This window comes from Enterobacter sp. A103, from assembly GCF_034427535.1.
GTDB lineage: Bacteria > Pseudomonadota > Gammaproteobacteria > Enterobacterales > Enterobacteriaceae > Enterobacter > Enterobacter asburiae_B.
Window position 1 is genome coordinate 18,554 of record NZ_JAXQPQ010000012.1, and the last position, 13,178, is coordinate 31,731.

A 13,178-nucleotide genomic window follows, 5' to 3' on the forward strand; every position below is an offset into this window, starting at 1 on the left:
AAGCCTTAGCGCCCCCCGGCACAACGGTTACTGCAGGTCAAACCGGTCCAGATCCATCACCTTCGCCCATGCGGCAACGAAGTCGCGGACGAACTTCTCGCTGGCATCGCTGCTGGCATAAACCTCTGCCAGCGCGCGCAGGACGGCGTTAGAACCGAAGACCAGATCGGCGCGGGTGGCGGTGTATTTCACTTCACCGCTGGCGCGATCGCTTCCGGCAAACAGTTCATTAGATTCGTCGGTTGCCTTCCACTGGGTGTTCATGTCCAGCAGATTCACGAAGAAATCGTTGCTCAGCACGCCCTCGCGGTCGGTAAACACGCCATTCTTGCTGCCATCAAAGTTTGCACCCAGCACGCGCAGGCCACCGATCAGCACCGTCAGCTCAGGCGCAGTCAGCGTCAGCTGCTGGGCTTTGTCGATCAGCAGTGACTCAGTGGTGGACACATCCACCTGCGCACGGTAGTTGCGGAAGCCGTCGGCAATCGGTTCGAGCAGGTTAAACATCTCGATATCCGTCTGATCCTGACGCGCATCCACGCGCCCTGGCGTAAACGGAACGTTGACGTAAACGCCTGCCGCTTTCGCCGCCTGCTCAACGCCCACGACGCCCGCCAGCACGATGATATCGGCCAGAGAGGCTTTGTTGGTGGTGCGCTGGATAGCTTCCAGAGCCGGCAACGCGCGAACCGCTGCGGCGTTCACATCCCAGTCGCGCTGAGGAGCCAGCGCCAGACGCGCGCCGTTGGCGCCGCCGCGCTTGTCGCCGCCGCGGAAGGTCGACGCTGACGCCCAGGCAACGGAAACCAGTTCGCTCACGGAGAGGCCAGAGGCAGCGATTTCCGCCTTCAGGCTTTCAATGTCTTCTTTCGACGGATTGAACACCGCCTGCGGCAGCGGGTCCTGCCAGATCAGATCTTCTTTCGGCACTTCCGGGCCAAGGTAACGCGATTTTGGCCCCATATCGCGGTGGGTCAGCTTGTACCACGCGCGCGCGAAGGCTTCGTTGAAGGCCTGCGGATCGTTCAGGAAGCGGCGGGAAATTTTCTCGAATTCCGGATCAAAACGCAGCGTCAGGTCGGTGACCAGCATGGTAGGTTTGCGTTTTTTCGACGGGTCGAACGGATCGGGCATGATTTCCGGCGCATCCACGGCTTCAAACTGAATCGCCCCCGCCGGGCTGCGGGTCTGCACCCATTCGTATTTGAACAGGTTTTCGAAGAAGTAGTTGCTCCACTGGGTCGGGGTTTGCGACCAGATGACTTCCAGACCGGAGGTAATGGCATCTGCGCCAATTCCCGTGCCGTGCGTGCTGGCCCAGCCCAGGCCCTGCGCTTCAATCGGCGAGGCTTCCGGGTCGGTGCCGACGTGCGTGGCTTCACCCGCGCCGTGGGTTTTGCCGAGGGTGTGGCCGCCTGCGATCAGCGCAACGGTCTCTTCGTCGTTCATCCCCATGTTGCCGAAGGTGGCACGAATGGCCGCCGCAGCAGACAGAGGTTCACCGCTGGCGTTTGGCCCTTCCGGGTTCACATAAATCAGGCCCATTTCGGTGGCGGCCAGCGGTCGCTTCGCCAGCGCCTCCGGGTCACGGTGGGTTAGCCAGGCTTTTTCATCACCCCAGTTCACGTCCAGGTCTGGTTCCCAGACGTCTTCACGCCCGGCACCGAAACCAAACGTACGGAAGCCGGAGTTCTCCAGCGCCACGTTACCCGCGAGGATAAACAGGTCGGCCCAGGAAATTTTTTGTCCGTATTTTTGCTTGATTGGCCACAGCAGACGGCGCGCCTTATCCAGGCTCACGTTATCCGGCCAGGAGTTCAGCGGCGCAAAGCGCTGTTGACCGCGGCCTGCGCCGCCGCGCCCGTCAACGGAGCGATAGGTACCCGCGCCGTGCCAGGCCATACGGATAAACAGGCCCGCATAGCTGCCCCAGTCGGCAGGCCACCACGGTTGAGAGTCGGTTAAAAGGGCTTTGAGGTCGCCTTTAAGGGCGGAGTAATCAAGTTTGCTGAATTCTTTGCGGTAGTCGAAGTCTTCACCCAGCGGGTTCGAACGATTGGAATGTTGGTTAAGAAGATCGATGCGGAGTTGTTTTGGCCACCAGTCGCGGCTGCCTGTACCTGCCCCCGCGCTGTGATCGACGCCGCCCTGGTGGAACGGGCATTTGCCGACCGATGCCGCTTTATTGGTCTCGTCTGACGTGCTCATCGCTATGCTCCCTTTTACAGTGTTACCGTTACGATATACACCACTAGCAATAAGTTATAGTTGAATTAATCCACAGATTCGATAGCTCATACCTTTTAACTATTCGCGTAACTAAAAAGCCCTCATAATACGAGGGCTTTGTGCTTATTATGCCGGACGAACACCCAGCGTATGGCAAATGGCGTAGCTCATCTCCGCGCGGTTCAGCGTATAGAAGTGGAAATCTTTCACCCCTTCACGGCTTAAAATTTTCACCATGTCCATCGCGATATTGGCCCCCACCAGCTTGCGGGTTTCCGGGTCATCGTCCAGCCCTTCGTACATTTTGGACATCCACAGCGGAATGCGGACATTGGTCATATCGGCGAACTTCTTCGCCTGTTTGAAGTTAGAGACCGGCAGAATACCCGGGATAATTTCAACGTCGATGCCCGCGGAGACGCAGCGGTCACGGAAACGCAGGTAGCTTTCCACATCAAAGAAGAACTGGGTAATGGCGCGGTTCGCGCCGGCGTCCACTTTACGCCTGAGGTTCAGCAGATCGGCCTGGGCGCTTTTCGCTTCCGGATGCACCTCAGGATAAGCGGCAACGGAGATATCAAAGTCAGCCACCTCTTTCAGCAGCGCGACCAGATCGGCGGCATACATGTCCGGCTTACCGCTGCCCGGCGGCAGGTCACCGCGCAGCGCGACGATATGACGAATGCCGTTATTCCAGTAATCCTGGGCGATGGCCCGTAACTCGTCGCGGGTGGCGTCGATACAGGTGAGGTGCGGCGCCGCTTCCAGACCGGTACGATCTTTGATGCCTTTAATGATGCTGTGCGTACGGTCACGCTCGCCGGAGTTAGCACCGTAAGTCACGGAGACGAACTTCGGCTTCAGGCTGCTGAGACGATCGATAGAGCTCCACAGGGTTTGCTCCATTTCACTGGTGCGCGGCGGGAAAAATTCAAAAGAGACGTTAATCTGGCCGTTTACTTCGGCCAGGCTCTGATTCAGTGCTTCCCGCTGGTTGGCGTGAAAAAAGCTCATACCTTACCTCTATCAATCGCATGTCGTTATTTGTTGTGTTGTGAACTTCTATACGTTTAGACGTCCAGATGTAAAAATGACGGAAAAGCGGAGGGACGTCAACATAAATAATCAACAATAACGGTGAGGTTTGCTCAGGGAATATGAGGGAAATTCAGGATGAGGGTGAGTGCGGTCTGATGCCCTCACCCTAACCCTCTCCCACAGGGAGAGGGAAATTCAGGCTTTACAGCAGCTTAGCCAGACGGTTGATGTCGGACTGAATGGCTCCAGCGGTGACATCGCGACCCGCGCCAGGGCCGCGGATCACCAGCGGGTTATCGCGATACCAGCGGCTTTCGATGGCGAAGACGTTATCGCACGGCAGCAGCGCCGCCAGCGGATGTTCAGGACGCACCGCCTCGACGCCGACTCGCGCTTTTCCGTTGGCCTCGAAACGCGCCACATAGCGCAGTACCAGCCCCATCTCGTTCGCCGCTTCCAGACGCTGTACCATCTGCTCGTTAAGCTCTTCACCATTTTCAAAGAAATGATCCACAGAACCTTCTTCACAGCCGGCAGGCACCAGCGATTCGACGCGTACGGAATCCGGTTCGATGTCATAACCGGCTTCACGCGCCAGGATCACCAGCTTACGCATCACGTCTTTGCCGGAAAGGTCAACGCGCGGATCGGGCTCGGTTAAGCCCTGCTGCCACGCCTGATCCACCAGGTCGGTGAACGGTACGGTGCCGTCAAACTGCAGGAACAGCCAGGAGAGCGTGCCGGAGAAGATACCGCTCAGCGCCAGAATGCTGTCGCCGCTTTCAATCAGGTCACGCACGGTGTGGTTAACCGGCAGGCCAGCCCCAACGGTGGCGTTATAAAGCCAGTGGCGCCCCGTTTTTTCAAACGCGTCGTGGATCTGGCGGTATTTATCAGTGCTGCTCGCCCCTGCCAGCTTGTTCGCACTGATAACGTGGAAACCGTGGCTGGCGAAATCCAGATACTGATCCGCAAGCTGTTCGCTGGCGGTAACGTCCAGCACCACCAGATCGTCATACGGGTGTGCGCGCATCCACAGGAACAGCGACTCTTCATCCTGCTCTACGGCTTCATCATTAAAGAACGCAAGCGCGCGGCTGGCGTCCAGCCCTTCGTAGTTCAGCAGGCTGCGGCGGCTGTCCACCACGCCCGCAAGAATGAATTCAAATCCGGTACGCGCCGAGAGCGTCACCTGTTCGCGGGCAAACAGCTCCAGCCAGCGGGAACCGATGTTGCCTTTCCCGAACAGCACCAGGCCGATACGTTTTTCCGCGCGGAAGAGGGAGGTGTGCAGACCCTGAATCAGGCTCTCGGTTGGCCCTTTACGCAGGACGGCGACCAGGCTGATGCCCTCTTCCGACTGCCAGGTGAACTCCACCGGCTGGCCTTTCAGCTGCTGCCAGAAGCGGTGGCAATGCAGCGGGTTACGGGTGACGCCCGCGCCCACCATCGCCACCAGCGCCAGCCCCTGACGCAGGCGAAGCTCGCCCGGCAAGCCCGCTTCATCCAGAATTTTCAGCGCGCTGTCCGCCACTTCCGCGGTATAGCAGAACTGCAGCAGCTGGCGATCGTTATGCACGCCAACGGCCAGCGGACGCACCTGGGCCCGTTTCAGGATCGTGTCGATATCTTTATGCGCCAGCTTGAAGTCCTGGCCCGCAGGCACCTGGAACTCAATCAGGCAGATGTCGTCGTGGCTGGTGACAATACGCGCCCCGGTACCGGACGCCAGCACGCGTTCAATACGCGTAGAGCCTTGATCCGGGGTGTAACTGCAGCGCAGCTGGAGGTCGATATCGCTGCCGGAAACCGGCTGCAGCGTGCGCGCGTGCAGTACCGGCGCGGCCAGACGCGCCAGCTCGCTGGCTTCGTCGAGACGCAGCAGCGGCAGCAGGCAGGCATCTTTTACTTTACGCGGGTCCGCGCTGTACACACCGGCCACGTCGCTCCAGATGGTGACGCGGGACACGCCCGCCAGGGCACCAATCTGCGTTGCCGAGTAGTCCGAACCGTTACGGCCCAGCAGCACGGTTTCGCCCGCGTTGCTGCGGCTGATAAAGCCGGTGACGACAATACGTTTGCCCGGGTGCTGCACGAGCAGCTGTTGCAGCAGCGGGTAGGACAACCCTTCATCTACCTGCGGCTGCGCGGCGCGTTCGGCGCGCAGGAAATCACGCGCGTCGAGCCAGGCCGCTTCCACGCCCAGGTGTTGCAGCACGGCGGCCATCAAGCGCGCGGACCACACTTCACCGTGGCCCACCACTTCGGCATACACCGCGTCGGTTATTCCGCTGTCCAGCAGGGCAGCCAGACGCTCAAGGTCATGCGTAAAGGCGCTGATCAGCCCGTCCGCCACGTCCGCAGGCAGCAGGCCGGCAATCAGCTCGCTCTGGTAACGGCGTAAGGACTGTTGCACCTGATGCGCAGAAAGGCGATCGGTCTGGCTCAGTTTCAGCCAGCTAATCAACTGGTTGGTGGTGCTGCCCGCCGCCGAGACAACCATCATGTCACCCGGCTGTGAATATTCCGTCATGATCCCTGCAACGCGCAGGTAACATTTCACATCAGCAAGACTACTACCACCAAACTTGTGCAGTTGACGACCCTTCGCCCCTGCCTGCGCTATCACACTCATGATTACCCCTTGGCTGCGATCCGGAAGGCATTTTCCAGATCGGCAATTAAATCTTCAGAATCTTCAATGCCGGTTGAGATACGCAGCAGCGTCTCAGAAATTCCGGCGGCGGCACGAGCTTCCGGTGCCATACCTGCGTGCGTCATGGTCGCGGCGTGGGAGATCAAGCTTTCAACCCCACCTAAGGATTCCGCCAGCGTAAACAATGACAGCCCGCTCAGGAAGCGACGCAGCGTTTGCTCGTCACCGTCCAGTTCAAAACTTAACATCGCGCCAAACCCTTTCTGCTGACGCGCGGCAATCTCGTGCCCCTGATTTTCCGGCAGCGACGGGTGATAAAGCTTTTTCACCAGCGGCTGGGTTTTCAGGAAATCGACAATCGCCTGGGCATTGCGCTGCGCCACCTCCATGCGCGGCGACAGCGTGCGGATGCCGCGCAACAGCAGATAGCTGTCGAAGGCCCCCGCGGTGACGCCAATATTATTGGCCCACCATGCCAGTTCGGTGACAACGTCGGGATCTTTGGCAATCACCACGCCCGCCACCACATCAGAATGGCCGTTCAGATATTTAGTGCATGAATGCAATACCAGATCGGCACCCAGTGCGAGTGGGTTCTGAAGGGCCGGACTGAGGAACGTATTATCCACTACACTTATCGCTCCCGCATCCCTTGCGAGCTGACAAATTTTCGCAATATCGACAACGCGCAACAATGGATTGCTTGGACTTTCCACCAGAACCAGCTTCGGTTTCTCTGCCAGGGCCTGTTTCAGCGCCTGTTCGTCGTTTTGATCGACAAACAGGACGCGATAGCAGCCGCGTTTCGCCAGGCTGTCAAACAGGCGATAGCTGCCGCCGTAGCAGTCGTGCGGCGCAACCAGCAGATCGCCGGGTTTCAGGAACACCGTGGTCACCAGGTGAATGGCGGACATCCCCGTATTGGTTAATACTGCACCTGCGCCACCTTCCAGCTCGGCCAGCGCGCGCTGGGTCACGTCACGCGTAGGGTTGCCACGACGCGAATAATCATGCGCGCGGGGTTCATTAAATCCGGTGAAATTATAGGTACTGGAAAGATGAATCGGCGGGACAACGCAGCCGTACTGCTCGTCATCATTTAATCCGCTACGCACTGCAATAGTGGCCTGTTTACGCGTCATGGTGAGGGCTTCCTGGCGAATGAGGTGAAAAGTCAGGCACCAGAGTAAACATTGAAAGTATGGACGTCAATACATCTGGACATCTAAACTTCTTTGCGTATAGATTGAGCAATGCGCAAATAGCCGTTAAAATTATATGCTTTAGTGCACGCTGCAGCGGCAATATCCGTGCCACGGTATCGTCTCTACGGTAAACTAAACAAGATTGCGGTTCAAAACGGGTGGTTACAGGTTTTGCACCTTTAAATAAATGACTGAGAGGATTAAAGGTATCTCATGGCTGAATGGAGCGGCGAATATATCAGCCCATACGCTGAGCACGGTAAGAAGAGTGAGCAAGTAAAGAAAATTACGGTTTCCATTCCTCTGAAGGTGTTGAAGATCCTCACCGATGAACGTACGCGTCGTCAGGTGAATAACCTGCGCCACGCGACCAACAGCGAACTGCTGTGCGAAGCGTTTCTGCATGCGTTTACCGGTCAACCGTTGCCGAACGATGAAGATCTGCGCAAAGAGCGCAGTGATGAAATCCCGGAAGAGGCGAAGGTGATCATGCGTGAACTGGGTATTGACCCGGATACGTGGGAATACTGAGAAGCGGATACAAAAAAGGCACCTTGCGGTGCCTTTTTTTCGGGAAACTTATTTAGCGCCCGGGATGCTGAAACGCTTGTTGAAGCGGTCAACACGGCCACCGGTTGCAACGTCACGCTGCTTACCAGTGTAGAACGGGTGGCATTTGCCGCACACGTCCAGGTTCAGATCGTGACCCACGGTAGAGCGGATCTGGATAGAGTTACCGCAAGAACAGTTTGCAGTAATCATTTCGTATTTCGGGTGAATATCTTTTTTCATGGGAGAACCTCAGTTAAGGCCGCGTCGCTCTTCCAGCCCTAACGCCAGACACCACGCGATGTTGATTGTAAGTTCTTTGGCGTAAAGTACACCAAAGGCGGCGAATCATACAGAATTTGACCAACGTATGCAAACTGATCCGCACGCCGCTTTTACTAATGTGTATACTAACGCGCCACTTTTCAAGTCAGGAAGATTCGATGCCCGTCGCTCACGTTGCCCTGCCCGTTCCGCTTCCCCGCACCTTTGACTACCTGCTGCCCGACAGCATGAGCGCCAAAGCGGGCTGCCGCGTGACCGTGCCGTTTGGCAAACAGCAGCGCGTGGGGATCGTCGTCTCCGTCAGCGATAAAAGCGAATTACCGCTTAACGAGCTGAGGTCGGTCGTTGAGGTGCTGGACAGCGAGCCCGTTTACTCTACCAGCACCTGGCGACTGCTGCTGTGGGCGGCGGATTATTATCATCACCCGATTGGCGACGTGCTGTTCCACGCCCTGCCCATCATGCTGCGCCAGGGCAAAAGCGCCAGCCATGCGCCGATGTGGTACTGGTTTGCCACCGAGCAGGGCCAGGCGGTGGACATCAACAGCCTGAAGCGATCGCAGAAACAGCAGCAGGCGCTGGCGGCGCTGCGTCAGGGAAAAATCTGGCGACATCAGGTCGACGAGCTTGAGGTCAGCGAAACGGCGCTACAGGCCTTAAGAAAGAAAGGGCTGAGCGAACTGGCTAGCGAAGCCCCCGCTCTTTACGACTGGCGGGAGAGTTTCTCTGTTTCAGGGGATCGCCTGCGTCTGAATACCGAGCAGGCCACCGCCGTGGGCGCGATTCATAGCGCCTCCGATCATTTCTCTGCCTGGCTGCTGGCGGGGGTCACCGGTTCCGGCAAGACCGAAGTCTACCTGAGCGTGCTGGAAAACGTGCTGGCTCAGGGCAAACAGGCGCTGGTGATGGTGCCGGAAATTGGCCTGACGCCGCAAACCATCGCCCGATTCCGCGAGCGCTTTAACGCGCCGGTTGAGGTGCTGCACTCCGGTCTGAACGACAGCGAACGCCTCAGCGCCTGGCTGAAAGCGAAAAACGGCGAAGCGGCGATTGTGATCGGCACCCGCTCGTCGCTGTTTACGCCGTTTAAAAATCTTGGCGTTATCGTGATCGACGAAGAGCACGACAGCTCCTATAAACAGCAGGAAGGCTGGCGCTATCACGCCCGCGACCTGGCGGTTTATCGCGCGCACAGTGAGCAGATTCCTATTATTCTCGGCTCCGCCACGCCTGCGCTCGAAACGCTGCACAACGTGCGCCAGCGTAAATACCATATGCTGCGCCTGACGCGTCGGGCGGGGAATGCCCGCCCGGCCATTCAGCATGTGCTTGATCTGAAAGGTCAGCAGGTTCAGGCCGGGCTAGCGCCGGCATTGATTACCCGCATGCGCCAGCACCTGCAGGCGGGGAACCAGGTCATTCTGTTTCTGAACCGCCGCGGATTCGCCCCCGCCCTGCTGTGCCACGACTGCGGCTGGATTGCCGAGTGCCCGCGCTGCGACCACTACTATACCTTCCACCAGGCCCAGCGGCATTTGCGCTGCCACCACTGCGACAGCCAGCGCCCGGTGCCGCGCCAGTGCCCGTCGTGTGGTTCAACCCATATCGTACCGGTCGGTCTGGGGACGGAACAGCTGGAACAGGCGCTTGGCCCCTTCTTCCCGGACGTGCCTATCTCGCGTATCGACCGGGATACCACCAGCCGCAAGGGCGCGCTGGAACAGCAGTTGGCGGAAGTGCATCGCGGTGGCGCGCGCATCCTGATTGGTACGCAGATGCTGGCGAAAGGCCACCACTTCCCGGACGTGACGCTTGTCGCCCTGCTGGACGTGGACGGCGCGCTGTTCTCGGCAGATTTCCGCTCAGCCGAGCGCTTCGCCCAGCTTTATACCCAGGTGGCAGGGCGTGCCGGTCGCGCCGGTAAACAGGGCGAAGTGGTGTTGCAAACGCACCACCCTGAGCATCCGCTGCTGCAAACCCTGCTGCATAAAGGCTATGACGCTTTTGCCGAGCAGGCGCTGGCCGAACGCCAGACCATGCAGCTGCCGCCGTGGACCAGCCACGTCATCATCCGCGCGGAAGATCACAATAACCAGCAGGCGCCGCTTTTCCTGCAGCAGCTGAGAAACCTCCTGCAGGCCAGCCCGCTGGTGGATAATCAGCTGTGGATCCTGGGCCCGGTGCCAGCGCTCGCGCCAAAGCGCGGCGGACGTTTCCGCTGGCAAATCTTACTTCAGCACCCCTCACGTGTTCGCCTGCAGCATATCGTCAGCGGCACGCTGGCGCTCATCAACACGCTGCCGGAAGCGCGAAAAGTGAAGTGGGTACTGGACGTCGATCCCATCGAAGGCTGAAGACGGATCGAAAAATTTAACGCTCCTCACACTTTTTATGAAAATTCTGTAACCGATTCCATTAACTATCTGTAAAAATGGTGATGTCAGAAGTTCGGTGTTCAGGCGAGGAGAAGACGTTGAAGTCCAGGAAAGAGGTTGCACCGGCGACCATGAAAGACGTTGCCCAGAAAGCACAAGTCTCTACGGCAACGGTATCCCGCGCATTAATGAACCCGGATAAAGTCTCCCAGGCGACCCGTAACCGGGTAGAGCAGGCTGCGCTTGAAGTGGGCTATTTCCCACAGGCGATGGGGCGTAACGTCAAACGCAATGAGTCGCGCACCATTCTGGTGATTGTGCCGGATATCTGCGACCCCTTCTTCAGCGAGATTATCCGCGGTATTGAAGTTACGGCAGCGGAACAGGGTTACCTGGTGCTGATTGGCGACTGCGCTCATCAGAACCAGCAGGAAAAAACCTTCATCGATCTCATTATCACCAAGCAGATCGACGGCATGCTGCTGCTTGGCTCTCGCCTGCCGTTTGATGCCAGCATTGAAGAGCAGCGTAATTTACCGCCGATGGTGATGGCGAACGAGTTTGCGCCGGAGCTGGAGCTGCCGACGGTCCACATTGATAACCTCACCGCCGCGTTCAACGCCGTAAACTATCTCCAGGAACTGGGGCACAAGCGCATTGGCTGTATTGCCGGGCCGGAAGAGATGCCGCTGTGTCACTATCGCTTACAGGGCTACGTTCAAGCGCTGCGCCGTACCGGCGTCACCGTCGATCCGCACTACATTGCGCGCGGTGACTTTACCTTCGCCGCGGGTGGACAAGCGCTGGAGAAACTTCTGGACCTGCCTGAACCGCCAACCGCCGTATTTTGTCACAGCGACGTGATGGCGCTGGGCGCATTATCTTACGCCAAACGCCGCGGCCTGCGGATACCGAAAGATTTATCGATCATCGGATTCGACAATATTTCGCTTTCAGAATTTTGCGATCCGCCGCTCTCAACGGTCGCTCAGCCGCGCTACCAAATCGGCCGCGAAGCGATGCTGCTTCTGCTGGATCAGCTTCACGGTCAAACAGTTAGCAGCGGCTCGCGGTTGCTGGACTGTGAACTGATTGTCCGCGGCACTACCCAGGCATTGACTTAAAGTAAACGTCTTTCGGATACCCTTATCTGGTCAAAGCCCCGCCGCTTAAGTAACATGGCGGACTGACGAACGAATAAATACAGCGAAACGATAGTGGCACAACGAGATTATGTACGTCGCGGCCAGCCGGCACCTTCGCGACGCAAAAAGAGTAGCTCAAGGAAAAAGCAACGTAACCTGCCTGCTGTCTCGCCAGCAATGGTCGCTATTGCTGCGGCTGTAGTCGTCGCCTTTATTGGTGGCCTGTACTTCATCACGCACCATAAAAAAGAAGAGTCTGAGGCGCTTCAGGCCAGTAAAGTTGCCGGAAATGGCCTTCCTCCGAAGCCTGAAGAGCGCTGGCGCTATATCAAAGAGCTGGAAAGCCGTCAGCCCGGGGTGCGTGCGCCAACCGAACCTTCTGCGGGTGGTGAAGTGCAGAATGCGAATCAGCTGACGGATGAACAGCGCCAGCTGCTGGCACAAATGCAGGCCGATATGCGCCAGCAGCCTACGCAGCTGAACGAAGTGCCGTGGAATGAGCAAACGCCAGCACAGCGCCAGCAAACGCTGCAGCGACGTCAGGCGCAACAGCAGATCCAGCAGCAGCAACAGCAGCAGTGGGCGCAAACCCAGCCGGTGCAGCAGCCGAAAGCACAGCCGCGGGTAACGGAACAGCCATACCAGCAGCAGACGCGTACGGCGCAGTCTCAGCCTGTCCAGCAGCAGCCGAAAACGCAGCCGCAGAAACAGGCGGCTCAGCCGTATCAGGATCTGCTCCAGACGCCAGCGCATACCGCCGCGCAGCAGCCGAAAACGCAGCAGGCCGCGCCGGTGACCAAAGAGACCGAAGCGCCGAAGCAGACGGCTGAGAAAAAAGACGAGCGCCGCTGGATGGTACAGTGCGGTTCGTTCAAAGGCGCAGAGCAGGCGGAAACGGTACGTGCTCAGCTGGCCTTTGAAGGGTTTGATTCGCGTATTACCACCAATAACGGCTGGAATCGCGTGGTGATTGGTCCGGTCAAAGGCAAAGAAAATGCCGATGGCACCATTTCTCGGTTGAAAATCGCCGGCCACACAAACTGCATTCGACTCGCTTCCGGGGGTTGAAACCCCCGAAATCCCCCCCATCTATCATTTAATTCAGCCCTGAGCACAGGCTCAGGGCTTCTGTTTCCCGATTCTGTAACCAGGGGGTCTGCTCGTGACAACAATAGTAAGTGTACGCCGTAACGGCCATGTGGTAATCGCCGGTGATGGCCAGGCCACGCTGGGTAATACCGTCATGAAAGGCAACGTGAAGAAAGTGCGCCGCCTCTACAACGACAAAGTGATCGCCGGTTTTGCAGGCGGCACGGCGGACGCCTTCACGCTGTTTGAACTGTTTGAACGCAAACTGGAAATGCACCAGGGTCATCTGGTGAAAGCTGCCGTTGAGCTGGCGAAAGACTGGCGTACCGACCGCATGCTGCGCAAGCTCGAAGCGCTGCTGGCCGTGGCCGATGAAACCGCCTCGCTGATCATCACCGGTAACGGTGACGTCATTCAGCCGGAAAATGATCTAATTGCCATCGGCTCTGGCGGCCCTTATGCCCAGGCTGCAGCCCGCGCGCTGTTGGAAAATACCGACATGAACGCGCGTGATATCGCGGTGAAGGCGTTGGATATTGCAGGTGATATCTGCATTTATACCAACCACAACCACACCATCGAAGAATTGACCTCCAAAGCGTAAGGA

10 protein-coding genes are annotated in these 13,178 nt (G+C 58.0%); 5 read left to right on the top strand and 5 right to left on the bottom strand.

All coding sequences use genetic code 11. The features are described from left to right. Positions 1–27: 27 nt before the first annotated feature. From katG to metB, 4 genes are all read right to left on the bottom strand, one after another. Entirely contained in the window at positions 28–2,208 is a 2,181-nt protein-coding gene (gene katG / locus SPH27_RS20615) for a catalase/peroxidase HPI (RefSeq protein ID WP_039264223.1), read from the bottom strand. 147 nt (positions 2,209–2,355) lie between these two features. Further along, positions 2,356–3,243, bottom strand: a complete 888-nt coding sequence (gene metF / locus SPH27_RS20620) for a methylenetetrahydrofolate reductase (protein ID WP_033146931.1) — start codon at positions 3,241–3,243, stop codon at positions 2,356–2,358. 226 nt (positions 3,244–3,469) lie between these two features. Beyond that, complete coding sequence (locus SPH27_RS20625; RefSeq protein WP_033146932.1) at positions 3,470–5,902, bottom strand: bifunctional aspartate kinase/homoserine dehydrogenase II; 2,433 nt, start codon at positions 5,900–5,902, stop codon at positions 3,470–3,472. A 2-nt stretch (positions 5,903–5,904) separates the two neighbouring features. Then, a complete protein-coding gene (gene metB, locus SPH27_RS20630) occupies positions 5,905–7,065 on the bottom strand; it encodes a cystathionine gamma-synthase (RefSeq protein WP_047646964.1) in 1,161 nt (386 codons plus the stop codon). A 276-nt stretch (positions 7,066–7,341) separates the two neighbouring features. Here metB and metJ point away from each other — a divergent pair, with 276 nt between their 5' ends. Next, the gene (metJ, locus tag SPH27_RS20635; protein WP_007369220.1) at positions 7,342–7,659 is read left to right on the top strand and encodes a met regulon transcriptional regulator MetJ; all 318 of its coding nucleotides are present in this window, start codon (positions 7,342–7,344) and stop codon (positions 7,657–7,659) included. A 48-nt stretch (positions 7,660–7,707) separates the two neighbouring features. Here metJ and rpmE read toward each other — a convergent pair whose 3' ends face one another. Beyond that, a complete protein-coding gene (rpmE, locus tag SPH27_RS20640) occupies positions 7,708–7,920 on the bottom strand; it encodes a 50S ribosomal protein L31 (RefSeq protein ID WP_003862040.1) in 213 nt (70 codons plus the stop codon). Between the two features lie 200 nt (positions 7,921–8,120). On the opposite strand from rpmE, the gene priA reads away from it, so the two are divergent. The 4 genes from priA (at position 8,121) to hslV (ending at position 13,175) form a co-directional block, all read left to right on the top strand. Next, positions 8,121–10,316 carry a primosomal protein N' gene (gene priA / locus SPH27_RS20645; protein ID WP_048976557.1) on the top strand — a complete coding sequence of 732 codons (2,196 nt, stop codon included), beginning with the start codon at positions 8,121–8,123 and terminating at the stop codon, positions 10,314–10,316. 119 nt (positions 10,317–10,435) lie between these two features. Then, positions 10,436–11,461, top strand: coding sequence for a DNA-binding transcriptional regulator CytR (cytR, locus tag SPH27_RS20650; protein WP_023309683.1), 1,026 nt, complete (start codon positions 10,436–10,438; stop codon positions 11,459–11,461). A 93-nt stretch (positions 11,462–11,554) separates the two neighbouring features. After that, positions 11,555–12,550 (top strand): cell division protein FtsN, encoded by a 996-nt coding sequence (gene ftsN / locus SPH27_RS20655; RefSeq protein ID WP_063439139.1) that lies wholly within the window; start codon positions 11,555–11,557, stop codon positions 12,548–12,550. A gap of 94 nt (positions 12,551–12,644) precedes the next feature. Next, positions 12,645–13,175 (top strand): ATP-dependent protease subunit HslV, encoded by a 531-nt coding sequence (gene hslV, locus SPH27_RS20660; protein WP_008501802.1) that lies wholly within the window; start codon positions 12,645–12,647, stop codon positions 13,173–13,175. The last annotated feature ends 3 nt before the right edge of the window (positions 13,176–13,178 follow it).

Bases quoted from the DNA above. Each gene is read 5' to 3' on its own strand.
- katG (WP_039264223.1), bottom strand. From the start codon at position 2,208: ATGAGCACGTCAGACGAGACCAATAAAGCGGCATCGGTCGGCAAATGC.
- metF (WP_033146931.1), bottom strand. From the start codon at position 3,243: ATGAGCTTTTTTCACGCCAACCAGCGGGAAGCACTGAATCAGAGCCTG.
- SPH27_RS20625 (WP_033146932.1), bottom strand. From the start codon at position 5,902: ATGAGTGTGATAGCGCAGGCAGGGGCGAAGGGTCGTCAACTGCACAAG.
- metB (WP_047646964.1), bottom strand. From the start codon at position 7,065: ATGACGCGTAAACAGGCCACTATTGCAGTGCGTAGCGGATTAAATGAT.
- metJ (WP_007369220.1), top strand. From the start codon at position 7,342: ATGGCTGAATGGAGCGGCGAATATATCAGCCCATACGCTGAGCACGGT.
- rpmE (WP_003862040.1), bottom strand. From the start codon at position 7,920: ATGAAAAAAGATATTCACCCGAAATACGAAATGATTACTGCAAACTGT.
- priA (WP_048976557.1), top strand. From the start codon at position 8,121: ATGCCCGTCGCTCACGTTGCCCTGCCCGTTCCGCTTCCCCGCACCTTT.